Origin of the sequence: Actinacidiphila epipremni, assembly GCF_012034175.1 — a bacterium.
GTDB classification, from domain to species: Bacteria; Actinomycetota; Actinomycetes; order Streptomycetales; family Streptomycetaceae; genus Actinacidiphila; species Actinacidiphila epipremni.
Genome location: NZ_JAATEJ010000026.1, coordinates 1 through 23,716, shown reverse-complemented (window position 1 = coordinate 23,716; position 23,716 = coordinate 1). Strand labels below are relative to the sequence as shown.

General features: G+C 73.5%; 19 protein-coding genes and 1 rRNA gene. 14 read left to right on the top strand and 6 right to left on the bottom strand.

What is annotated here, in order from left to right; genetic code table 11:
* Positions 1-41: 41 nt before the first annotated feature.
* A complete protein-coding gene (locus tag HCN08_RS26840; protein ID WP_322974698.1) occupies positions 42-1,652 on the top strand; it encodes an FAD-binding oxidoreductase in 1,611 nt (536 codons plus the stop codon).
* 122 nt (positions 1,653-1,774) lie between these two features.
* Here HCN08_RS26840 and HCN08_RS26835 read toward each other — a convergent pair whose 3' ends face one another.
* Together HCN08_RS26835 and HCN08_RS26830 are read right to left on the bottom strand one after the other, a co-directional pair.
* The gene (locus HCN08_RS26835; protein WP_167985842.1) at positions 1,775-2,467 is read right to left on the bottom strand and encodes a phosphatase PAP2 family protein; all 693 of its coding nucleotides are present in this window, start codon (positions 2,465-2,467) and stop codon (positions 1,775-1,777) included.
* A 254-nt stretch (positions 2,468-2,721) separates the two neighbouring features.
* Positions 2,722-3,738, bottom strand: coding sequence for a C40 family peptidase (locus tag HCN08_RS26830; RefSeq protein WP_167985841.1), 1,017 nt, complete (start codon positions 3,736-3,738; stop codon positions 2,722-2,724).
* Positions 3,739-4,017: 279 nt separating this feature from the next.
* On the opposite strand from HCN08_RS26830, the gene HCN08_RS26825 reads away from it, so the two are divergent.
* From HCN08_RS26825 to HCN08_RS26790, 8 genes are all read left to right on the top strand, one after another.
* Positions 4,018-4,326: a hypothetical protein gene (locus HCN08_RS26825; RefSeq protein ID WP_031524459.1), complete on the top strand. Its 309-nt coding sequence runs from the start codon at positions 4,018-4,020 to the stop codon at positions 4,324-4,326.
* Positions 4,327-4,513: 187 nt separating this feature from the next.
* Positions 4,514-5,377 carry a hypothetical protein gene (locus HCN08_RS26820; RefSeq protein ID WP_167985840.1) on the top strand — a complete coding sequence of 288 codons (864 nt, stop codon included), beginning with the start codon at positions 4,514-4,516 and terminating at the stop codon, positions 5,375-5,377.
* Complete coding sequence (locus HCN08_RS26815; protein ID WP_167985839.1) at positions 5,367-6,743, top strand: hypothetical protein; 1,377 nt, start codon at positions 5,367-5,369, stop codon at positions 6,741-6,743. Before HCN08_RS26820 ends, HCN08_RS26815 begins: the two co-directional genes overlap by 11 nt.
* Positions 6,740-8,284: an SCO6880 family protein gene (locus HCN08_RS26810; RefSeq protein WP_167985838.1), complete on the top strand. Its 1,545-nt coding sequence runs from the start codon at positions 6,740-6,742 to the stop codon at positions 8,282-8,284. The genes HCN08_RS26815 and HCN08_RS26810 overlap by 4 nt, the downstream gene beginning before the upstream one ends.
* Positions 8,285-8,324: 40 nt before the next feature.
* Positions 8,325-9,737 (top strand): ATP-binding protein, encoded by a 1,413-nt coding sequence (locus tag HCN08_RS26805; RefSeq protein WP_167985946.1) that lies wholly within the window; start codon positions 8,325-8,327, stop codon positions 9,735-9,737.
* Positions 9,738-9,747: 10 nt separating this feature from the next.
* Positions 9,748-11,466 (top strand): type IV secretory system conjugative DNA transfer family protein, encoded by a 1,719-nt coding sequence (locus tag HCN08_RS26800; RefSeq protein WP_322974697.1) that lies wholly within the window; start codon positions 9,748-9,750, stop codon positions 11,464-11,466.
* A 265-nt stretch (positions 11,467-11,731) separates the two neighbouring features.
* Entirely contained in the window at positions 11,732-13,171 is a 1,440-nt protein-coding gene (locus tag HCN08_RS26795; RefSeq protein WP_167985837.1) for a hypothetical protein, read from the top strand.
* A complete protein-coding gene (locus HCN08_RS26790) occupies positions 13,168-14,322 on the top strand; it encodes an ARPP-2 domain-containing protein (protein WP_322974696.1) in 1,155 nt (384 codons plus the stop codon). Before HCN08_RS26795 ends, HCN08_RS26790 begins: the two co-directional genes overlap by 4 nt.
* Before the next feature lie 102 nt (positions 14,323-14,424).
* On the opposite strand, the gene HCN08_RS26785 is transcribed toward HCN08_RS26790, so the two are convergent.
* Positions 14,425-15,426 carry a hydroxyacid dehydrogenase gene (locus tag HCN08_RS26785; protein WP_167985836.1) on the bottom strand — a complete coding sequence of 334 codons (1,002 nt, stop codon included), beginning with the start codon at positions 15,424-15,426 and terminating at the stop codon, positions 14,425-14,427.
* A gap of 287 nt (positions 15,427-15,713) precedes the next feature.
* Between HCN08_RS26785 and HCN08_RS26780 the strand changes: the two genes are divergently transcribed.
* The 4 genes from HCN08_RS26780 to HCN08_RS26765 all read left to right on the top strand — a co-directional run bounded on the left by HCN08_RS26780 (position 15,714) and on the right by HCN08_RS26765 (position 20,511).
* Positions 15,714-16,568 (top strand): ABC transporter permease, encoded by an 855-nt coding sequence (locus HCN08_RS26780; protein WP_240970489.1) that lies wholly within the window; start codon positions 15,714-15,716, stop codon positions 16,566-16,568.
* 74 nt (positions 16,569-16,642) lie between these two features.
* The gene (locus HCN08_RS26775; RefSeq protein ID WP_167985944.1) at positions 16,643-17,506 is read left to right on the top strand and encodes a carbohydrate ABC transporter permease; all 864 of its coding nucleotides are present in this window, start codon (positions 16,643-16,645) and stop codon (positions 17,504-17,506) included.
* 27 nt (positions 17,507-17,533) lie between these two features.
* Positions 17,534-19,183: an extracellular solute-binding protein gene (locus HCN08_RS26770; RefSeq protein WP_322974695.1), complete on the top strand. Its 1,650-nt coding sequence runs from the start codon at positions 17,534-17,536 to the stop codon at positions 19,181-19,183.
* 218 nt (positions 19,184-19,401) lie between these two features.
* Complete coding sequence (locus HCN08_RS26765; protein ID WP_167985834.1) at positions 19,402-20,511, top strand: LacI family DNA-binding transcriptional regulator; 1,110 nt, start codon at positions 19,402-19,404, stop codon at positions 20,509-20,511.
* A 261-nt stretch (positions 20,512-20,772) separates the two neighbouring features.
* Here the strand turns inward: HCN08_RS26765 and HCN08_RS26760 are convergent, their stop codons facing one another.
* Positions 20,773-21,723 (bottom strand): quinone oxidoreductase family protein, encoded by a 951-nt coding sequence (locus HCN08_RS26760; protein WP_167985833.1) that lies wholly within the window; start codon positions 21,721-21,723, stop codon positions 20,773-20,775.
* A gap of 119 nt (positions 21,724-21,842) precedes the next feature.
* Between HCN08_RS26760 and HCN08_RS26755 the strand changes: the two genes are divergently transcribed.
* Positions 21,843-22,307: a MarR family winged helix-turn-helix transcriptional regulator gene (locus HCN08_RS26755; RefSeq protein ID WP_167985832.1), complete on the top strand. Its 465-nt coding sequence runs from the start codon at positions 21,843-21,845 to the stop codon at positions 22,305-22,307.
* Between the two features lie 34 nt (positions 22,308-22,341).
* On the opposite strand, the gene HCN08_RS26750 is transcribed toward HCN08_RS26755, so the two are convergent.
* Positions 22,342-23,400 carry an RNA polymerase subunit sigma-70 gene (locus tag HCN08_RS26750; RefSeq protein ID WP_167985831.1) on the bottom strand — a complete coding sequence of 353 codons (1,059 nt, stop codon included), beginning with the start codon at positions 23,398-23,400 and terminating at the stop codon, positions 22,342-22,344.
* Between the two features lie 144 nt (positions 23,401-23,544).
* Positions 23,545-23,661: ribosomal RNA gene (gene rrf, locus HCN08_RS26745) — 5S ribosomal RNA — on the bottom strand.
* Between the last annotated feature and the right edge of the window lie 55 nt (positions 23,662-23,716).

Sequence of the window (23,716 nt, the reverse complement as noted above, 5' to 3'; positions counted from 1 at the left end):
CGGACGCCGGCGGTGTCCGGCCTGATTGCGGCGGTGAACGCGTGAACGTCCCGGCACCCGAGCCCCGGCCCGCGGCCCTTCCCGGTGTGCGGCGGCGTACCGCGCTCGCGGCGGGCGGCGGCGCCCTCGCCGCCGCGTGGCTCACCGGATGCGGCCCCTCCGACGACGGGGCCGGCGGGGCCGGCGGCTCCGCGGACGGCAAGGGCGGCGGCACGCCCGGCAGCCCGCCGGCCGCCGCCTCGCGCACGCCCGCCCCGCGCACCTCCCCCACCACCGCGGACTGGTCCGCGCTGGCCAAGGACCTGCACGGCACCCTGGTCCGGCCGCAGGACGCCGGATACGCCACCGACCGGCGGCTGTACAACACCCGCTTCGACGGCCTGCGCCCGGCGGGCATCGCCTACGTCAGCGGCGCCGACGACATCCGCCGCTGCCTGGACTTCGCCCGCCGCACCACCGTCACGCCCACCATCCGCAGCGGCGGCCACTCGTACGCGGGCTGGTCCAGCGGCGACGGCCGGCTCGTCATCGACGTCTCGAAGCTCAACACGATCTCGGTGGACGGCGGCCAGGCCACGATCGGCGCCGGCGCCAAGCTCATCGACGTCTACGCCACGCTCGGCAAGCACGGCCGCACCATCCCCGCCGGCTCCTGCCCCACCGTGGGCGTGTCCGGGCTGACCCTGGGCGGCGGGCACGGCGTCGTCAGCCGCTCGCTCGGCCTGACGTGCGACAGCCTGGTCGGCGCGACGCTGATCACCGCCGACGGCACCGTCCACGAGGTCTCCGCCGACCGCGAGCCGGACGTCTTCTGGGCGCTGCGCGGCGCCGGCTGCGGCAACTTCGGCGTCGTCACCTCGCTGCGCTTCACCACCCACCCGGTGCCGGACGTCGTCACCGGCTATCTGACCTGGCCCTGGAGCCGCGCCGCGGACGTCGTGACGGCCTGGCAGGGCTGGGGCCCGGACCAGCCGGACCACCTGTGGTCGGCGCTGCACCTGGACTGCGACGCGGGCGGCGCGCCCACCGTCTCCGTCCCCATGCTCTCCACCGGCTCGCGCGCCGACCTCGCCGCGGCGGCCGACGCGCTCGCCACCGAGGTCGGCTCGGCCGCCTCCTCGGTGTCCCTGCACCCGCACACCTACGTCGACGCGATGTTCTCCTACGCCGGCTGCGGCGGCTGGTCCGCCGCCCAGTGCCGTCTGGCGCCCGCGGGCCGGCTGGGACGCGAGACGTACACCGCGCGCTCCGACTTCTACGACGCCGACCTGCCGGCGGCCGGCGTCAACGCCCTGCTGGCGCAGGTCCAGCGGCTGGCCAACACCCGCGGCGGCGGCACCGGCAGCGTCGCGCTCACCGCGCTGGGCGGCGCCGTCAACCGCGTCGACCCGGCCGCGACCGCCTTCAGCCACCGCGGCTCGCGCTTCCTCGCGCAGTACCTGGCCTCCGACGCGCTGTCGGCGGCCTCCTGGCTGGACACGACGTACGACGCGATGCGCCGCTACGCCTCGGGCGGCGCCTACCAGAACTACACCGACCCGGCCCTGAAGGACTGGCGTACCGCCTACTACGGCGCGAACGCCGACCGGCTCGCCGGTATCAAGCACACCCTCGACCCGGACCGGCTCTTCGACTTCCCGCAGGCCCTGTGACGGCCCCGGGGCCCGCGGCCGACGGCCGGAAAGCGCCTTGACGCCGGACCGGCCGGCTCGGTCGGGGTGGTCGGGGCAGTTGGGCCATCGCGGCCAGCCCGGGGCGGCCCCGGGCAGCCGGCTCAGGCCGCGAGGTCCTTGTCGTCGGCGCGGTGCCAGTGGTGCGCGGCGGCCGGGCGCGGCCGGCGTGCGGGCGCGGGCCGGGCGAGGACCAGCGCCGCCGCCCGGCCGCCGGCCACCTTGCGGGCCAGCGCGGTGAGCAGCGCGAGCGCCGGCGGCGCGAGCAGCAGCGCGGTCGCCGCGCCGAGCGCGAAGCCGCCGACGACGTCGGTCGGGTAGTGGGTGCCGAGGTAGACCCGGGTGAAGCCCTCGGCGAGCGCGACCGCGATCGCCGCGACGCCGACCCGGCGGTTGACCATGAACAGCCCGACCGCGACCGCCGCGGTGATCGCGGCGTGGTCGCTGACGAAGGCCATGGTGTGGTGCCCGGGCGCGAGCACGTCGAGCCCGTCGTGGTCGACGGACGGGCGGGGGCGGCGCACCAGCGCGCGTACGGGGATGTTCAGCAGCGCCGCGAGCCCGGCGGCCAGGCACGCCCACGCCACGCCCGCGACGGCCGCCGGCGCGTCCGGGGACCGGCGGGCCAGCCGCCACCAGCACCATCCGGCCAGCAGCGCGCTGAGCGCGACCAGGCCGTACTCGCCGGCGAACTCCACGGCGCGGTCCACGCCGCGCGGCGCCTGCTTGGCGAGGTCGTTGATCGATCTGAGCAGGGATACGTCGGGGTTAGCGCTGTCGTCGGCGACCTGTGCCATAGCGGTGGTGCCCCTCTAACCACTAGCAACTGACCGTGCCTCACGGCTCGGCACGTGCGCAACGCCTGTCGCATGCGTACCAAGCCATTGTCGCCCGTACAACGGCCCGCACTGTACGTAGCGTTCCGGTCTTCGCCAGAAGATCACCATGCTGTTATGCAAGAGTGACCGATACGCCGGGTTGAACGGCAAACCGTGGGCCAGAGGGTGACGCACCGATGACGGTGGGCCGTCCGTACGGCGACGGGCGCGGCTCAGACCGCCGGTTGCGCCGGCTGGGTGGGCAGCGCCTGCGCGCCGGCCTGGGTGACCCGGGTCGCGCCGATGTAGTCCGCGCTGTCGACCGGGTCAAACCTGATGACCGCGCCGGTGTGCGGGGCGTCGATCATGTAGCCGCCGCCGACGTAGATCCCGACGTGGTGGATGGAGCGCGGGTCGTCGAGGTCGGTCGCGAAGAAGACCAGATCCCCGGGCAGCAGGTCGGCGCGCGCCGGGTGCGGCCCGGCGTTCCACTGGTCGTTGGCCACCCGCGGCAGCGTGATGCCCACCGAGGCGTACGCGGCCTGGGTCAGCCCCGAGCAGTCGAACCGCCCGCCCTGCGCCGCCGTCCCCTCGCCGCCCCACAGATACGGCGTCCCGAGCCGCTGCTGGGCGAAGTAGATCGCCCCGGCCGCCTGCTGCGAGGGCGCGACCGCCCCGACCGGCGCGGCGAAGCTCTTCTCCAGGGTGCGGATGCGCTTCACGTAATTCTGCGTCTCGCGGTACGGCGGCACCCCGCCGGCCTGGATCACCGCGTAGGCGCCCGCGTTGTAGGCGGCGAGCATGTTGTCGGTGTTGTCGCCCGGCACGTTCTTGACGTACGAGGCCAGGTCGCAGTCGTACTGCGCCGCCGAGGGGATCGCGTCCTCGGGGTCCCACACGTCGGCGGTGCCGTCGTGGTTGGCGTCCAGGCCGTGGGTCGCCCAGGTGCCGGGGATGAACTGGGCGATGCCCTGCGCGTCGGCCCCGCTCTGCGCGCGCGGGTTCCAGCCGCTCTCCTGGTAGAGCTGCGCCGCCAGCAGCGCCGGGTTGAGCGCCGGGCACAAATTGCCCCAGTCCTGCACGAGCGCCTGGTAGACGTTCGGCACCGCGCCCTTGGCCAGGCCGACCGCGCCGCGCGAGCTGCCCACGAGGCCCGCGGCGGCCGAGTACGTACCGACGACGAGCAGCGCGAGGAACGAGAAGAACAGCCCGCCGCCGACGATGACGCCGAGCCAGATCTTACGCCCCATCAGCGAGCCCTCCCCTCATGCCGTTCGCGCCCTTCGCGCAGGAACACACGTTCCTGTCTCGTTGCCCCACGGTCATGCTCGTGATACACAGAGTAGTCAACCCTGTCCCATCGAACACCGGTCCGTCCACCAGTCTGACGGCTCCGGGCCGGATCACACGGACGATCCGCCGAGAAAGTCGCCGAGCGACGCGCAACAGCGGAAACGTCGGTCAAGATAGATGCTGGCCCCTTGCGCCCCGGCAGGGGAGCCAACTGACAGAGCGGGGTGGTGAGTTACATGTTCGTGGCAGCCCCCAAGGGCGACATCAACACCATCATCGGCGGCATCGCGCCCGACTGGGGACCCTTCGGGTCTCTCGGCCAGGAGGCACGTGTGATGATCGAGGTGGTCATGGCCGTGGCGATCCTGCTGTGCCTGGCCATGGCGATCTGGGGCGCGGCCAAGCAGCGGATCGGCGCGACCGCGCTGCGCGACACCTTCAGCGCGGAGCAGGGCAAGGGATTGATCATCGCCGGGCTGACCGGCGTGTTCATCATCGGATCGCTCGGCACGCTGTTCACCATCGTGTACGGAATGGCCGTGTAGCCGCGCCCGCCGAACCGCCCGTGTCCCGTACCGTCCCGCGACCCGTGCCACATCCCCCCGGAGCCCGTCCCCGGCTCCACCGTCCCACCTGAGGCTGCGTGCTGATGCCCACTCGACCAAGCAGCGGAGCCGTCCGCCCCGACCGTGGCACCCGCACGCCCGCAGCGCCCCGACGGGCGGTCCCGCGATGAGCCTCGGCCAGGACGGACCCCCGACCAGGACCCGGCTGCCCGAGGGCCACGGGACGCACGGCGGCACCCGGCGCCCGCAGCCGCGCCGCGCCCTGGTCACGGTGGTGGGCATAGTCGTCCTGCTGATCGCCGCGCTGGCCTTCGCCAACCGCGGTGACCACCCGTCGTCCGGCGGCGGCGACCCGGCTTCCGGCAGCGGCAGCAGCGGCGGCACATCGGTCGGCGCCACGGCCCAGGGCGGCAAGAGCGGCGCCCACGCCGCGCCGACCGACCCGACCGGCACCGAGCCGGTCACCGGCAAGGGCGCGGCCGGCATCCCCGCCGGCTTCGCCCACACCAGCCAGGGCGCGCAGTCCGCGGCGGCCAACTTCGCGGTCGCGCTGGGCTCGGCCGACATGTTCGACACCGCCCGGCGGCACGGCATCGTCGAGGCGATCTACGACCCCTCGGTCGCCGCGGGCGCGCAGAAGGACCTGGACGGCGCCTACTCCGGCGACGCCCTGAAGAACCTCGGCCTGAACGCCGACGGCACCGCCCCGGCCGGCCTCACCTTCGTCTCCCGCACCGTCCCGGTCGGCACCAAGGTCACCGCGGGCGGCTCCGGCAGCTCCTCCACCACCACCGTCGAGGTGTGGTGCACCGACCTCGTGGGCCTGGCCGGCACCGGCTCGACCAAGCCGGTGGCGACCGCCTGGTTCACCATCACCGAGCAGCTCGTCTGGACGAACGGCGACTGGAAGCTCCGCTCCTCCTCCCAGAAGGACGGCCCCGCCCCCGTCGCCGCCGACAACCAGGCGGCCTCCGCCGACGAAATCGCCGGCGCGGTCCGGGACTACGGAGGGTTCACGTATGCCAGGTAGCCGTCTGCGCCGGTCCCTCACGACCGCCGCCGTCCTCGCGATCAGCGCCATGGCCGCCCCCGCGGCCCTCGCCGACACCCCGACCCCGAGCACGACGCCGACGGCACCGCTGTCCGGGCTGCCCGCGACGGCGACGCCCACCGTGAACCCGTCGGCGACGGCCAACCACGCGTGCGACGGCCTGATCAGCGCCGCCAAGGCCTACTGCACCAAGGGCGACTCCAACGCCCCCGCCAAGGGCGTCGACCCGACCGACAGCGTCGACCCGCTCAGCTCCCTCGCCAGGGGCTGCGGCAACGCCGCCGCGTGGACGATCGACAAGCTCTCCGCCGCGGTGACCAAGACCACCCAGGTCGACTTCACCAACACCGCCTTCCTGCGCCAGTACGCCGTCGTCTTCGCCGCCTCCACGATCCTCACCCTCATCCTGTGGCTGCTCGCGGTCGCCAAGCGCGCGGTGCGCGGGGTGCCGATGACCGAGGCGCTGACCGAGGCCGTGGGCTTCCTGTGGCTGACGGTGCTGGCCTCCGCGTTCACCCCGCTGATCCTCTACACCGTGGTGTCGGCGACCGACGCGGTCACCGACGTCGTCTCGTCGGGCACGAAGTCCGACACCGAGGTCTTCTTCGGCTCCTTCTCCGCCGCCCTGACCAAGGGCACCGACATCGGCGGCGGCCCGATCATGCTGATCGTGGTGTCCCTGGTGTCGGTGCTGGCCGCCGGCGTGCTGTGGCTGGAGCTGGTCATCCGGGCGGCGCTGCTGTACGTCGGCGCGATGCTCGGCACCGCGGTCTACGCCGGCCTGGTGGACAAGAACATGTGGCACCACGTCAGGCGCTGGGCGGGCATCATGATCGCGGTGATCCTGGTCAAGCCGGTGATAGTCGTCGTGCTCGGCCTGGCCGGCGCGCTGTCGTCCTCCGACGACGGGCCCGGTGCCTTCTCCGCGGTCGTCTCGGGCCTGGCCATCATCCTGCTGGCGATCTTCGCGAGCGTCATGATCTACCGCTTCGTGCCGGGCTTCGGCGACGACGTGGTGAATCTGCGCAACAGCCGCAAGGCCAGCGGCCAGAGCCCCGCCGCGGCCGTGATCTCCTCGCCGGCCGCGCTGGTCAAGCAGGGCATCAAGACGCACAGCGCCCGCGGCGGCCCCCAGGAGCAGGCGCAGGGCGGCGGCCCGCAGCCCTCCAACGCGGTCGCGGGCGGCATGGCCGCGCACAGCACCCGTACCGGCGGCCAGGGCGGGGGGGCGTCCGCCCCGCCGCCGCGACCGGCCGGCGGCGGTGGCGGGGGCGGCTTCGGCGGTGCCTTCCGGCCGAACCAGGGACCGAACAACGGCTCATCGCAGGGAGGTGACCGCGGGTGACGACCCAGTCCTTCACCCAGCCGCGCCGCACCTATCTCATCGGCAAGGCCCGGCCCAACGCGATCGTGGGCAAGAACCGGGAGACCGGCGAGATCGTGCTGATCGTGCTCGGCGCGGGCCTCGGCATGCTCAACGGGCTGCTCGTGCCGGTGCTGCTGCTGCGTATCGTCGGCCTGATCGGCTGGCCGCTGCTGGCGCTCGCCGCGGTCTTCCTGCCCTACCGGCGCCGTACGTTCTACCGCTGGTTCGAGATCAACCGCGCCTACCGCCGCACCCTGCGGACCACGCCCACGTACCGCTCGACCGTGCAGGAGGCGGGCACGATGCTCGACGGGCGGGAGATCGAGGTGGGGCCGCCGCCGGGGATCGGGCGGATCAGCTGGCTGTCGGCGCCGTTCGGCCCCGACGAGATCGCGGTGCTGCTGCACGTGGACCGGCGTACGGTCACCGCGGCGATCGAGATCGAGGGCCCGGGCGTGGGCCTGCGCGACAGCGAGGACCAGGAAGCCCTGGTGGAACGCTTCGGCACGCTGCTCAAGCACGTGGCCAACGGCGACGGGTTCGTCACCCGGCTGCAGATGCTGGCCCGCACCCTGCCCGCCGACCCCGACGCGCACGCCAAGGACGTCGCGATGCGCGGCGACCCGGAGGCGGAGCGGTGGCTGAAGGACTCCTACGAGCAGTTGCAGTCGATGGTCTCGACGTCCTCGGAGCAGCACCGCGCCTACCTGGTGGCGTGCATGCACTTCACCCGCGAACTGGCCGCCGAGGGCAACGCGCTGGCGCGCGCCACCTCGGTGCGCGGCCGGAAGGTCGACAAGGACGCCGGGCTCGCCGCGGTGATGGCCCGTGAGCTAAACGACATCTGCGCCCGGCTCGCCGAGGCCGACATCCGGGTGCGGCAGCCGCTGGGGCAGGCCCGGCTCGCGTCGCTCATCCACTCGATGTACGACCCGGACCACCCGATCGACCACATCCAGGCGATGACCCGCCGCAACGCCTGGCCGGCCGAACTCGACGCGACCGAGCCGACGTTCCTCCAGGCCAAGACGCGCGAGTCGGCGACCCGCGCGCCCTGGCACCACTCGACGGCCTGGATCAAGGAGTGGCCGCTGACCCCGGTCGGCGTGAACTTCCTGGCGCCGCTGCTGGTCCACACCCCGGACGTGATCCGTACGGTCGCGGTCACGATGGACCTGGAGCCGACGGACGTGGCCATCGAGCGGATGCTGACGGAGAAGACCAACGACGACGCCGAGGCCAGCCGGGCGGCGAAGATGAACCGCACGGTCGACCCGCGGGACGTGGCGCACCACGGCCGGCTCGACCAGCGCGGCGAGGACCTGGCCAGCGGCGCGGCGGGGGTGAACCTGGTGGGGTACATCACGGTGTCGTCGCGCTCCCCGGAAGCGCTGGCGCGCGACAAGCGCACCATTCGTGCTTCCGCCGGTAAGTCGTATTTGAAGCTCGAATGGTGCGATCGTGAACACCACCGGGCATTCGTCAATACGTTGCCGTTCGCTACCGGCATCCGCCGCTAGTCGCCGTCACGAGGTTCATGAGGAGGCCGTCGCCATGCCCATGTTGGACCCTCTCGCGGCGCTCACCGAGGCGTTCACCAGCTTCCTGTTCGGCCGGGTCGAGACGGCCCGGCTGCCGGTGCGCACCTCCACGGGCCAGGCGCAGGCGGTCTACCTGCCGACCGCGGCGCCGGGCCTGGGCGACTCCGGGGTGATCATCGGCCGGGAGGTGTACTCCGGCAAGGGCTACATCTACGACCCGTTCCAGCTGTACGGCCAGCAGCTGCCGGCCCCGCACTGGCTGGTGCTGGGCGAGTCCGGCAACGGCAAGTCGGCGCTGGAGAAGACGTACGTGCTGCGCCAGCTGCGGTTCCGGGACCGGCAGGTGGTGGTGCTGGACGCGCAGGGCGAGGACGGCGTCGGCGAGTGGAACCTCATCGCGCAGGCGATGGGCCTGACCCCGATCCGGCTGGACCCGATGGCGGCGCTGGACGGCGGCATCAAGCTCAACCCGCTGGACCCGGCGATCACCGTGACCGGGCAGCTGGCGCTGCTGCGGACCATCATCGAGGTGGCGATGGGCCGCGGCCTGGACGAGCGGTCCGGCTTCGCGCTGAAGGTCGCGCACGCCTATGTGGCCGAGACGGTGACGGACCGCCAGCCGATCCTCACCGACATCGTCGAGCGGCTGCGGCACCCGATGCCGGAGTCGGCCGAGGCGATGAACGTCGACCTGGACGACGTACGGGCGTGGGGCCTGGACGTGGCGCTGGTGCTGGACCGGCTGGTGGACGGCGACCTGCGCGGGATGTTCGACGGGCCGACGAGCGCCGGTATCGACCTGGACTCGCCGCTGATCGTCTTCGACCTCTCCCACATCGACCGCAACTCGATCGCGATGCCGATCCTGATGGCGATCGTCGGGGTGTGGCTGGAGCACACCTGGATCAGGCCGGACCGCAAGAAGCGGATCTTCCTGGTCGAGGAAGCCTGGCACATCATCAACTCGCCGTTCGTGGCGCAGCTCTTCCAGCGGCTGCTGAAGTTCGGCCGCCGGCTCGGCCTGTCGTTCGTCGCGGTCGTGCACCATCTGTCGGACGTCGTGGACGGGGCCGCGGCCAAGGAGGCGGCGGCGATCCTGAAGATGGCCTCCACCCGCACCATCTACGCCCAGAAGGCCGACGAGGCGCGGGCGACCGGGCGGGTGCTGGGGCTGCCGCGCTGGGCGGTGGAGATCATCCCGACGCTCACGCCGGGCATCGCGGTGTGGGACGTCAACGGCAATGTGCAGGTGGTCAAGCACCTGATCACCGAGGCCGAGCGGCCACTGGTCTTCACCGACCGGGCGATGACCGAGTCGTCCTCGCAGCACGCCGCCGACCTGGCCGAGGCGGAGGCCGAGGCGCGGGCGGAGGCGCACGCCGCCGCGCAGGTCGCGCTCGCCAAGCATATGGCCGACGACGCGGTGGCGTGAGGGGCCGGCCGTGGCGGCGCAGAGGCGCGAGCAGAGCGGGGGCGGCGGCCTGCCGGACGGGCTGGTCGTCGGCATCATCGCGCTGCTGCTCGGCGTCACGGTGCTGGTGTGGACGGCGACCGGCGTCGCGGGCCTGCTCTCGCACGGCGCGTGGCCGTCGGACGTGCACTTCACCCGCACCCCGCGGGCGATGCGGGGCCTGATCGGGCAGCCGCACGACCTGCCCGGCGCGTGGCCGGGCGCCAAGCCGTCGGAGCTGCCGGGGCCCGGGCTGTTCTGGGGCATCTTCATCGGGCAGTTCATGGTGCTGTTCGCCGTCGCGGTGTGGGTGCTGAACGTCCTGGCGCGGCTGCGGGCGCGGGCCCGCCGCGGGCCGGTCCGCGCGGCGCCGGCCCCGGTCGCGCAGGCCGGGTCCGGGCCGGACCCTTCCGAGCAGGAGCCCTCGGGGCCGGGGGCTTCGGGGCCGCTGCCCGCGCCGCGCCGCAGGGGCGGCGACGCCGGGTACGGGCCGGGTACGGCGGCGGGTGCGGGTGCCGGCGCGGGTGCGTACGGCGGCCGGGGCAAGGGCGGGGAGGGCGACGGCCTGGACGCGTGGTTCCGCACCGTCCCGCAGGCCGTGCCGCCGCGCCCCGCGGACCCGGTCACCGCCGAGCTGCCGCCGGTCGGCGAGGACCCGCCGCCCGCCCCGCGCGAGGCGCGCCCGCCGGCGCTGGACGGCGGCGAGGTCACCCGCACGTACGCGCTGTTCGCCGGGCCGCGCGGCGACCAGGCCAAGCGGGTCGTGCAGCCGGCGGTGCTGGCCGCGGCGGGCCCGGTGCTGGTGACCACCGCGGACCCGGACACGTACCACCAGACGGTCGGCAACCGCAGCAAGCTCGGCCCGGTCCATGTGTACGACCCGGCGCATCTGCTGGACGTGCCCGGCCGGCTGCGGTGGGCGCCGCACGGCGGGTGCGAGCGGCCGGCGACCGCCGGGACCAGGGCGGCGGCGCTGCTGGCGCCGCTGCGGACCGCGCGGGCCGACGAGGCGATCGTGCACAGCACCGCGGTCACGCTGCTGCGCTGCTGGCTGCACGCGGCGGCGGTCGACGGCCGGCCCTTCCGGCAGGTGCACCGCTGGGCGGCGGGCGGCGCGGCGGCGGCCGACGCGGTCCGTATCCTGCGCAGCGACACGGGCGCGGCGTCCGGGTGGAGCGGCGAGCTGGAGTCGGTGCTGCACGCGCACCCCGACCGGCGGGACGCCGCGCAGGCGCTGATCCGGCAGATCCTGGCGCCGCTGAACTCCGTGCACATCCGCGACGCGTGCAATCCGTCCCGTACCGGCGGCCTGGACGTGGAGTCGTGGGCCGCGGAACTGGGAACGCTCTACGTGGTGGGCGAACGGATCGAGGACCCGCGTTCCCACCTGGGTGCGATGCCCCTGCTCACCGCACTCGTCTCCAGCGTGGTCGAGCACGGCCGGCGCATGGCCGCAGGGTCACCCGCCGGCCGGCTCGACCCACCACTGACCTTCGTCCTCGACGACGTCGCCGCCCTCGCCCCGGTCCCGGACCTGCCCGCGCTGCTCGCCGAGGGCACCACCGCGGGCCTGCCCACCCTCGCGGTGCTGCGCTCCCCCGAGCAGGCCACCGCCCGCTGGCAGGCCCCGCTGTGGCAGGACGCCGACCTGCGGCTGGCCCTGGACGGCGAGGCCGCGGCGAGCGTGCGCGACGCGATCCGGCTCCGCTGAGCCGCGCATGCGCCGGGCCGGGCGTGCGCTGAGCCGCGCATGCGCCGGGCCGGGCGTGCGCCGGGCGCCTTTCCCTGGCCGGGCGCCCACCTGGCACGTAAAACCCCAGGAGCGCTCCCCGGCGGGCCTGTTACCGTGCCAGGGCCGACCGCGGGACTTCGTCGCGACTTCCGGAACCTGCCTCTGAAGCAATGATTCGCAGCTCGCGCCCTCACTCCCCGGTCGGCAACCCCCGCACCGTTGCCCGCGCGTTGGGAGTCCGCCGATGCCCGCCGAGGGACTGGTCGCCGCCGAGGACGTGCTGCTGTTCGCCAATGCCGCGATCACCGCGACCGCGCAGCGCGAATTCCACGGCGGCGCGGCCGAGCAGCGCATGTCGCTGGACTTCTTGCACGCCTACATGCTCGGCAACTACCGCGACCTGTACGCCGCCGTGCTCGCGCTCGGCATCAACGACCACAACGCGGCCCTGGTCATCCACGGCCTGCTCGCCACCGCCGGCGAGGCGACCCCGCGGCAGCGGCACCTCGAAGGCCGGCTCATCGCCCGGCGGTTCGCGCTGCTGCCGCCGCAGCGCGGCTACGCGCTCGTCGCGGCGCTGCGCGAGGCGAAGGTCAACAACCGCCGCACCCGGGCGATCGTCCGCGACTGGCTGGCCGCCCGGCCCGACCTCGCGCTGGACGCCGTCAAGTACCGCACGGGCCTGAAGACCGCGCTGCGGCACGCCCATCTGCCGCCGCCCAGCGCCGAGTTGGGCGACTTCCTGTTCCGCCCGCGGGCCCGCGCCCGCTACACCGCGCCGCTGCTGGACACCTGGCGCCGCGCACATTACGAGCAGGGCGCCGTCCACGAGCTGCCGTTCACCGTCGCCGAGGGCTTCGCGGCCCGGCACGGCATCGCGCGGGCCGCCTTCCTGGAGCGGATCGCGCCGCGCATGACCCGCGGGGAGCGGCTGCGGCTCCAGGAGTCCGCCCGCCGCGAGGGCGCCGCCGCGGTGCGCGCCGACCTCACGGCGATGCCGCTGACCCGGCTGGCCTCGTACGTCCTGGGCCTGCCGCTGCCCGACCGGGCCGCCCGCCGCGCCGAGCTGACCGCCGCGCTGCGCGCCGCCGCCCGGCGGGCCGCCGGGCCCGAGGCGGGGACGTGGGGGCGGGTGGCGGCGGTGCTGGACGACAGCTTCTCCGCCTACGCCTCCGGCCACAAGCGCCGCCGCCCGCTGGCCGTGGCGCTGGCCGCGCACTTCCTGCTGGCCGAACTCGGCGCGGCCTACGCCCCGTACTGGACCTCGGGCCGCCGGGACGCGCTGCCGGCCGTGCCGCACGGGGCGACGCCGCTGGGCGAGCGGGTGCTGGACGCGCTGGAGCCGCGGCCGGACCGGCTGGTCATCGTCTCGGACGGCTGGGACAACGCCCCGCCGGGCATGGCGGCGGAGGTGCTGCGGGTCTGGCACGAGCGCCTCGACCCGCACGGCCGGGTCTCGGTGGTCCACCTCAACCCGGTCTACGACGCGGACACCTTCACCGTCCGCCGCCTGTCCCCCACCGTCCCCACGGCCGGCATCCGCGACGCGGAGGACCTGCCCGTGCTGACCGGCCTGGCCCGGTTCGCCGCCGGCCGCACGGGCCTGCCCGAGCTGCGGGCCCACCTCGACGCCCGGGTCGCGGCGTTCCTGGCCCCCGTACCCGAGGAAGGCGCCGCCCCGTGACCGCCGCCGCCGAGCTGCGCCTCGACCTCGCGGGGCTGCGCACCGCGCCGGCCCAGGTCTGGGGCGGGATACGCCTGGTGCCGCTGGTCCGCGACGCCCCCGTGCCGGGCCTGCGGCTGCACCGTGAGCAGTACGGCGAGGGGTACGGCGTCGTGGACGTCGCGCCGCACACCGTCTACACCTCGTACATCCCGCACGGCTTCGTCGCCGACTGGAGCGGCGCCGGGGACGCCGCCGCGTACGGCACCCAGCTGCGCGGCGAGCAGGCCGCCGCGTCCACCTCCGCCCGCGTGCCCGTCGAGGCGGTGCCGGTGCGGGTGCACCGCCGGATGGCCCGCCGGCAGGGCCGCCGCCGGCTGCGCTTCCTGCCGCTGCACCTGGCGCTGGAGGGCTATCTGGCACTGCACTTCGGCGGGCCGGCCGTCGCGTGGGAGGAGTGGTCGCAGCGGGCGCTGCGGCGCGGCCTGTCCCCGCGCGTGGAGGAGGCGTACGCGGGCCTGGAGGTGCAGGGCCTCGGCGACGCGCTGCGGGTCTTCGAGATCCACCCGGGCCAGTGCGGGCTGCTCCTCTACACCGCCGACGCCCTCACCGCGGCCTTCGCCGTCCCGCACCCCGACGACTACCGGGCCCTGCACGCGACGCTCGTGCACGACCTGTACGGCGAACTCGTCCACCACTACGCCCTGCTGAGCGCGCCCGTGCCGGACTTCGTGCCGCGGCTGGATGCCGCCGCCGTGTCCTCCACCGCCGACCTGCGGGCGGCGCTCGCCGGGCAGCGCGCCGCCTGGGCCGACTTCCACGCCGGCACGATGGCCGCGGGCCTGCTCGCCCCGGCGTATGCGGCGCGCACCGTCCACCGCGCGGGCGACTTCACCCTGCTGCGCTTCCTGCCGGCCTTCCGGCCGCGCACCGAGAACCACGTCGGCGAGGCCATCACCACCGCCGACGGGCGGCTGGCCTACCTCAAGACGTTCCGGCTGTCGGAGGCCCAGACCCGCCGCGGCCACCTGCTGTCGACCCTCGCGGCCCACGACTGGTCCCTGCCCCGCGCCGCCGAGGCCCTGGGCCGGTCCGAGGCGGACCTGCGCACCCGGCTGGCCGGCGCGGGCTTCGCGGCCCTGCTCAAGCACCGCCCGCACGCGCCGCGCTGAGCCGCGGGCCATCGGCTCGGCCATGGGCGCCGGGAAAGGCACCCCTGCGCAATAGGTGCAGGGCAGCGAAACCCTGCGCCATAGGCGCCGGAAAGCCGGCGGCTACGCAATACGCGCCAGGTCCTCCACCCGTACGGCCCCCAGCAGCGGCTGCCCCGCGGCGAACCGCGCCACCTCGTCCACCGCGTACGCCCCGAGCCGGGCGACCTCCGTGCCCTGGCACCCGGCAATGTGCGGGGTCAGCAGCACATTGCGCAGCCGGTGCAGCACATGCCCCTCGGGCAGCGGCTCGGGGTCGGTGACGTCGAGATACGCGTCGAGCCGGCCCGTCTCGCACGCGCGGGCCAGCGCCTCGGTGTCGACCAGCCGCCCCCGGGCGGTGTTGACGACCGCGGCCCCGTCCCGCAGCAGCCCCAGCCGCCGGGCGTCGAGCAGGTGCCTGGTCTCGGGCAGGTCCGGGGCGTGCACGGTCACGATGTGGGAGCCGGCGCACAGCTCGTCGAGGTCCACCAGCCGCGCCCCCAGCCGCGCGGCCTCGTCCGCCGAGACGTACGGGTCGGCGAGCAGCACCTCGAAGTCCGCGGCGGCCGACGCCAGCCGGGCCAGCACCCCCCGCCCGATGCGGGAGGCCCCGATGACGCCGACGACGGCGCCGTCCGCGCCCCGCCGTTCGGGGTAGCTGGGCTGCACCCCGCGGTGGTAGTCGGCGGCGGCGCCGAGGGTGCGGCGGGCGGCGAGCACGATCGTGGCCATCGTGAAGTCCACGACGGGCCCGGCGTTGGCGTCGGCGGCCGACGACACGCCGATGCCGCGCTCCCACACCACCGGGTGCACATGGTGCTTGACGGTCCCGGCGGCGTGCACGACCGCCCCGAGCTTGGGCAGCCGGGCCAGCAGCGCGGCGTCGACCTCGGGCGCGCCCCACCCGGTGAGCAGGATCTCGGCGTCGGCGAAGGCCGCGTCGGCGGCCGGGTCCGAGGCGTCGGTGACCAGCAGCGGATGGACGTCGGCGAGCGTGTCGAGCCGGGCGCGCAGCGCGGGCGGCAGGACCAGGTCCACGATGTCGCGCCGCATCGCCAGTACGAGCTTCGGCCGTTCCGCCATGTCTGCCCTCAATCGTGTAATCGGTTACTTCCTGATGCATCCAGCCTAGGTCCGCACCCCCCTCGGGTCAACGCTGTCCGGCACAGAGGGGTTGACCCTGCCGTAGTAACCGGTTTAGGTTCCGTCCCACCTTAGGCGTCGAGGAGGACGCAATGGCGATAGCCGAACGGGACGCCACCGGCCGCGCAGGGGCGGCAGGTGCGTCCGGCGCAGACCGACGGGCCGGTCGGAAGGGGCGCGGAACACGCCTCAAACGGCTCCGCAGGGACGCGGCACTGCTGGTGCTCATGGCGCCCGGCGTGCTGTATTTCCTGGTCTTCCACTACGGAGCGCTGGCGGGCAACGTCATCGCGTTCAAGGACTACGTCCCCTTCGACGGCCTGTGGGCCAGCGCATGGGTCGGCTTCGGCAACTTCCAGACCATGTTCGGCGACCCGGACTTCTGGCACGCCCTGGTCAACACCGTCGTGATCGCGCTGCTCCAGCTGGTGTTCTTCTTCCCCGTGCCGATCGCGCTCGCCCTGCTGCTGCACAGCCTGACCAGGGACAGCGTGCGCCGCTTCGTGCAGTCGGTGGCGTACCTGCCGCACTTCCTGTCCTGGGTCATCGTCGTGGCGATCTTCCAGCAGGTGCTCGGCGAGACCGGCCTGCTCAACAACGTGCTGGGCGACGCCCATCTGCACACCGTGAACATCATCGGCAACCCCACCGCGTTCAAGCCGCTGGTGATCGCCCAGGTCATCTGGAAGGACTGCGGCTGGGGCACGATCATCTTCCTGGCCGCCCTCACCCAGGTCGAGGAGCAGCAGTACGAGGCCGCCGCGATCGACGGCGCCGGCCCGTGGCGGCGGTTCTGGCACGTCACGCTGCCCGCCGTCCGGCCGATCATCATCTTGATGCTCATCATGCGGCTCGGCGACATCCTGTCCGTCGGCTTCGAGCAGATGCTGCTGCAGCGCTCCTCGGTCGGCCCGGACGCCGCCGAGATCATCGACACCTTCGTCTACTACAAGGGCCTGGTCGGCGGCGACTACGGATACGCCGCCGCGGCCGGCCTGTTCAAGGGCGTCGTCGGCGCCGCACTCGTCTTTGCCGCGAACAAGATCGCGCATCGCCTCGGTGAACAGGGGGTCTACCAGTGAGCAGCCTCACCCAGGGCCTGCGCCGGACCGCCGGATCCGCCGGCCGGCCGCGCAGGACCAACCGCCCGGCGTGGATGGAGCGCCCGAGGCCGATCACGCAGACCGCCAAGGCGATCGCCCTGGTCGCGGTGGTGCTGCTGGTCACCGTGCCGTTCCTGATCATCGTCGCCACCAGCCTCGCCTCCACCGACGAGGTCGTCGCCAACGGCGGCTGGGTGCTGTGGCCGCAGCACCCGACGCTGCGCGCCTACCACGAGCTGTTCGACGGCGGCATCGTCACCCACGCGCTGTGGGTCAGCGCCGGCATCACCGTCGTCGGCACCGCGATCAGCATGGCCTGCACCATCGGCCTGGCCTACGCCCTCAGCCGCCGCGACGTGTTCGGCGGCAAGCCGGTCCTGCTGCTGATCCTCTTCACCTTCCTCTTCCCGCCCGGCATGATCCCGGCGTTCCTCCTGGTCAAGGGCCTGCACCTGCTCAACAGCTATGGCTCGCTGGTCGCCCCCGTCCTCATCAACGTCTTCAACCTGGTGGTGCTGCGCGGCTTCTTCCAGTCGCTGCCCGACGAGCTGTACGAGGCCGCCCGCCTCGACGGCGCCGGCGAATGGCTCATCCTGCGCCGCATCGTGCTGCCGCTGTCGAAGGCCGCGCTCGCGGTGGTCGGGCTGTTCTACGCGGTCTCGTACTGGAACGCCTGGTTCTACGCCTCGATCTACCTGGAGTCGGACAAGTGGCCGCTCCAGCAGGTGCTGCGCACGTACGTCGTCGGCGGCGCGCAGCTCGCCGACACCGGCGTGGGCGACGCCAGCCAGGTCGCCGCGCCGCAGACGATCCAGATGGCGGTGCTGGTGGTGGCCACCGTGCCGATCCTCGTCGTCTACCCCTTCCTGCAGAAGTACTTCACCAAGGGCGTGCTCACCGGCGCCATCAAGAGCTAGCGAAAAAACCTGACGAAAGGACCTCCCGTGAGTACCCCGTCGTTCTCGCGGCGCTCCCTCCTGCGCTCGATCGCCGCAAGCGGCGCCGCCGTGGCCGCGCCGTCCGTTCTCGCCGCCTGCTCCACCTCGGCCAAGAAGCACGACGTCGGCAACGTCGGCAAGAAGCTCGTGCCGTGGCCCACCTACGTGCCCTTCCCCGGCCCCGCCCCCGACCTGCCCGGCACCGCCGACGGCATACAGCCCGGCTACCTGACGTATCCCAAGGACCTCGCCACCGCCGTGCACGACAAGCCCGGCAAGGGCGAGACGATCAAGGTGATGACGATCACCTACGGCACCCCGCCCAAGCCCGCGGGCCAGAACAAGTTCTGGACGGCGATCAACGAGGCGCTCGGGGTGAACCTCGAATTCACCGTCGTCCCCGACTCCGACTACATGACGAAGATGGCCACCATGATGGCCGGCAACGACCTGCCGGACGTCATCAACTTCGGCGGCGGCCACACCCTGCCCCGCGAGGCCGACTTCGTCGTCTCCAAGTGCGCGGACCTGTCCGACCACCTCACCGGCGACGCCATCAAGGCGTACCCGAACCTGGCGAACCTGCCCACGTACGTCTGGCAGGACATGGGCCACATCGGCGGCCGGCTGTGGGGCGTACCCGTGCAGCGCTCGGCGCCCGGCAACTGCCTGTGGATCAACAACGACGTCTTCACCGCCGCCGGCATGAAGGACGGCTGGACCTCCGACGACTTCCTGGAGGTCGCCAAGGCCGCCACGCACGACAAGAAGTACGGCCTCGGCTCGTCGGCGCCGCTGCTGTTCGGCGAGACCATGCACTCCATGGCGTGGGGCGCCCCGCAGGAGTGGAAGCTCGACGGCGGCGCCTTCGTCAGCGCGTACACCACCGACGAATACCGCGCCTCCATCGAGTACATGAGCAAGCTGCGGCAGGCCGGGCTCTACAACCCCAACGTGCTCGGCACCTCCACCGTGGACTGCAAGACGTTCTTCTACAACGGCACCGTCGGCTCCATGGTCGACGGCTTCGGCGCCCTGAGCACGTCCGTGCCCAGCATCAAGGACGCCTTCGTCCTGGACGCCGCCGTGCCGTACAAGCCGGCCAACGGCGCCAAGCCCGGCATGCAGCGCGCCAAGGGCGCCTGGGGCTACACCGTGCTGAAGAAGACCACGCCGGACCGCGTCAAGCTCATCCTGCGCGTCCTGGACTACCTGGCCTCGCCGTTCGGCACCAAGGAGTACGAGCTCAACCACTTCGGCGTCGAGGGCACGCACTTCACCCGCGACAAGGACGGCTCGCCCATCCCCACCGAGCTGGGCCTGGTCGAGAACCCGGTGCAGCTGCCCGTCAAGTACCTGTGCGACGCCCCGCAGGTCCTCTACATCCCCGGCCGCCCCGACGTCGTCCAGCGCAACCACACCTGGCAGCTCAAGGTCGCCCCGATGCTGGTGCCCAACCCGCGCTTCGGCCTGCAGTCCGCGACCGCCAGCCGGGTCGGCGCCGCCATCGACACCCTGCGCACCGACACCATCGGCTCCATCGTCGCCGGCCGCAAGCCGCTCAGCGCATGGGACGACACCGTCAAGAAGATGCGCGACCAGGGCCTGGACCAGATCGCCGAGGACTACGCGAAGGACTACGCCGCCAACCACTGACCCCGCGCCTGCCCCGGCCGGCGCCCCCACCGACGGGCGCCCCCGCGGACCCGCGAACACCCGCGGGCCCGCACAGGCGCCTCACAGGTGCGCACCGACCCTGCGCACCGGCCCCGCGCCGCCGCACCCGGCCCATTACGCTGGGGCGGCGGCGCCTGGCCGCAACGACGGACCACCGGCACGGGCGACCGGCTCGCCGGCAACAGCGGATGGCGGAGATGGCGGAGACCTCACCAGTGCCGGGCGCCGGCACGACGTCCGGCGGCCCCACGCGCCGCGTCACGATCCGCGACGTCGCCGACCGCGCGGGCGTCTCGGTCGCCACCGTCTCGCGCGTGCTCGCCGGCAACTACCCCACGTCCGCCGCCGCCCGCGCCAAGGTGCTGCGGGCCGTCAAGGACCTCGACTACGTCATCGACGGCCGCGCCCGCGCCCTGGCCGGCACCGGCCCCAAGACCATCGCCGTCATCGTCTCCTCCGTCGACAGCGCCTTCTACGCCACCGTCGCCCAGGGCGTCGAGCAGGAGGCCGCCGCCCGCGGCCGGCTGTGCATGGTGTGCAGCCACGGCGGCGACGAGGCCCGCGAGCTCGCCCTGGTCCAGATGATGCGCGAGCAGCGCTGCGAGTTCGTCGTCCTGGTCGGCGGCGCCGTCGAGGACGAGCGCTACCAGGCCCGGCTCGGCGAATACGCCCACGGCCTGGCCGCCGCCGGCTCCCGCCTGGTCCTGTGCGGCCGGCCCGCCCCCAGCACCGACATGCCCGTCCTCGTCGTCGAGTACGACAACGAGGCCGGCGCGTACGCCGTGGTCAGCCACCTGCTGGGGGCCGGCCACCGCGACATCCTCTACCTCGGCACGATGCCCGGCCACACCACCGTCGAGCCCCGCATCACCGGCTACCGCCGCGCCCTGGCCGACCACGGCCTCCCGCCCTCCGCAGAACGCGTCGCCGGCACCGGCCTCGGCCGCGCCCACGGCTACGCCAACATGCGCCGCATCCTCGCCGAATGCGACGGCCGCCCCCCGTTCACCGCGGTCTTCGCCGGCGACGACCAGGCCGCCGCCGGCGCGATGGCCGCGATGCGCGAGTTCGGCCTGCGCACCCCGGAGGACATCTCCGTCGTCGGCTACAACAACGACGGCCTCGCCCAGGACCTCAACCCCCCGCTGACCACCGTCAACATCCCCGCCTACGAACTCGGCCGCGAAGCCGTCCGCCTCGCCCTGACCGAAGAATCCGCCACCCCCCGCTCCCCCACCCAATCCCGCCACCTCCTGGGCACCCACACCGTCCTCCGCAACAGCGTCCGCCGCCTACCTACTGCGTAGGGGCTCCCCCCGGGGGCCGGGGCCGAAGACCAACGCCCGGAGCCGGCATTTCAGGGGCGCGGGGAACTGCGCGACCAGCCACAGCCGACAGACGATCCCGAGACGACAGAACGAGGCAGCCCGGAGGGACTTGCCCAGCCCCGCCGGGGCTGAAGACCAACGCCCGGAGCCGGCATTTCAGGGGCGCGGGGAACTGCGCGACCAGCCACGGGCGGCGGAAGGTCCCGACCGGGCAGAACGGGGCAGCCCGGAGGGCTGGGGTCAAGCCACCTTGAGCAGCACCTTGCCAGGGCCTGCGGCGCCAGCCGCAAGCGCGGCGACGGCCTCCCCCACCTCATCGAGCGCGAGCTCGCCCGCAACCCCCACCCGCACCCCACCCTGGCCCACCCCCTCAAGCACGCGCCGCGCACTCGCGGCCAACCGCCCCGGATCCGTCCGCGCCAGCAAACTCCCGTTGTACGTCACCGCCGAAACCCCCCGCGCCAAAAGCTCATTCGCCGAGAACCCCACGGAGTCAAAGCTCGCGATGTTCCCGTACATCACCAACCGCCCATGCGGCGCGACCAGCCCCAAGCTCGCCACCCGCACCGCACCCCCCACCGGATCGAGGACCACGTCGAAGAGCCCCTCCCCCACCCCCGCCGGAAAACCCTCCCGCTCCACGACCCGGTCGTACCCGAAAGACCTCGCGTACGCGGCCCGCTCGGGCCCGTGCGCCACCCCCACGACCTCCCCCGCCCCCGCCGCCCGGGCGAACTGCACGGCGAGCGTGCCCACCCCGCCGGCCGCGGCATGCACGAGCACCCGCTCCCCCGGCCGTATCCGCCCCACCTGCTCGACCAGGTCGTACGCGGTGGGCCCCGCCCACCCCAGCGCCGCCGCGTCCCGCAGCGCCGCCGCCCCGACGCCGAGCGCCAGCACCTCCCGCGCCACGACGACCTCCGCGCAGGCCCCGCCGTCGACGAGCGCCACGACCTCCTCCCCGATCCGCCCGGCCGGGACCCCCTCCCCCACGGCGACGATCCGCCCCGCCGCCTCGAACCCCACCACGAACGGCCGCGGCACCGGGAAGTGCCCGTCCCGCAGCAGCACGTCCCCCCACTGCACCCCCGCGTACGCGACCCGTATCGCCACCTCCCCCGGCCCCGGCATCGGCTCCGGTACGTCGTCGAGTCGGTACGTCCCCGCGTCGTCGAGCACGACAGCCTTCATGACCCCAGCTCCTTGCGTTGACTCAGTATCCTGAGACTCCTCAGGCAGCACCGATCCAAGCAGTATCAACTACCTGAGTCAACTCAGGAACATGTGAACCCATGAGAGGCGTGCCCGCCATGACCGACGCACCCGGCGCGATCGACGTCCCCGTCGAAGAGCACCTGTGCACCCGCATCCGCCGCGCGGAACAGGCCCTCATGGCCCACCACGAAGCCGTCCTGCGCGGCTACGGCCTGACCATGACGCAGTACACCGTCCTGCTCGCTCTCTCCCGCGAGGACGGCATGTCCGGCGCCCAGCTCGCCCGCGCCTGCGGCGTCACCCAGCAGTCCATGGCCACCGTCCTCACCACCCTCCAGGGCAAGGACCTCATCCGCCGCGACCCCTCCCCCGTCCACGCAAAGGTGCTGATCGCCCGCCTCACCCCGACCGGCACCGGCCTCCTGGACCGCGCGTACGGCGAGGTCAACGTCCTGGAGCGGCAGCTCGCCGCCGCCTTCAGCCCGGCCGAGCACGCCGCCCTGGTCGACCTGCTCGACCGCGCGACCTCCACCCTGGTCGAGCAGACCCGCCGCGCCTGACCCGCGGCGGGCCCCCGCCCCCCGGGACGGCCGGCTACCGCCCGCGCAGCGACCGGGACAGCCCGAACTCCGCGAGCAGCCCGTTGTCGACGAACCTGGTCATCGCCGCGACCCGGTCGCCCTCCAGCGCCAGCACCATCACCCCGTGCCCATGCGCGATCGGCGACCCGGCGTCCCGCCGGTAGAGCGCGAACGCCGGCTGCCCGTTCGCCCGCAACGGCCGCAGGACGTACCCCAGCCCCTCCCGGAAGACGACCGCCCGCAGGAACTCGGCCACCGGCCCGTACCCCTCGTACTCCAGCTCCCGCGGCGGCATCGTCAGCCGCGCGTCCTCGGTGAGCAGAGCGACCACCGCGGCCACGTCCCCGGCCTCGAAGGCCCGCGCGAACGCCTCCACCACCCGCCGCTCCCGCGCCGACCCCGGCAGCGGCGCCCGCTCCCGGTCCTGCCCCGGCAACTCCGCCGCCAGCGCCGCCCGCGCCCGCCGCAGGGCCACGTTCACCGCATTGTCCGTGGTGCCCAGCATCGCCGCGACCTCCGCCGCCCGGAAGCCCAGCACGTCCCGCAGCACCAGCACCGCCCGCTGCCGCGGCCCGAGCTGCTGCAGCCCCACGACAAAGGCGAGCGACACCGCCTCCCGCGTCTCGTACCGCGCCTCGGGCCCCGGCGCCCGGTCCGGCAGATCCGCGATCAGCCCCTCCGGATACGGCTCCAGCCACGCCGGATCCGCCCGCCGCCGCGACGGCTCCGGATACGCCAACCCCGCCGGCATCGCCCCCACCTCCCGTGGCCGCTGCCGCTCCCCCGCCCGCAGCGCGTTCAGGCAGCGGTTGGTGGCGATCCGGTACAGCCACGTCCGCATCGACGCCCGCCCCTGGAAACCGTCCAGCCCGCGCCACGCGGCCAGCAACGTCTCCTGGAGCAGATCCTCCGCGTCCTGCAACGACCCGAGGATGCGGTAGCAGTGCAGCTGCAACTCCCGCCGATACGGCTCCGTCAGCTCCCGGAACGCCTCCCCGTCCCCACCCCGCGCCGCCTCCAGCACCTCACCGCCGCCGGTCCCACTTCCGCCCTGCCCCGTCTCGGCCGCCATCGCCGGCCCTCCTCACCGCATGAGTCCAGTCTTCTCCGGGTCTCCCCTGATACAGACACACCGCGGCCCGGAAACCTGTCGGGGAACGCGAAAAAGGCCCCGGCTCCGAGATCACTCTCGGGGCCGGGGCCTCCATCAATATTTGTTCGGCGGTGTCCTACTCTCCCACAGGGTCCCCCCTGCAGTACCATCGGCGCTGAAAGGCTTAGCTTCCGGGTTCGGAATGTAACCGGGCGTTTCCCTGACGCTATGACCACCGAAACACCATGAAACACACACCACACACCCACACCAACCCCCGGATCACCCGGGGATA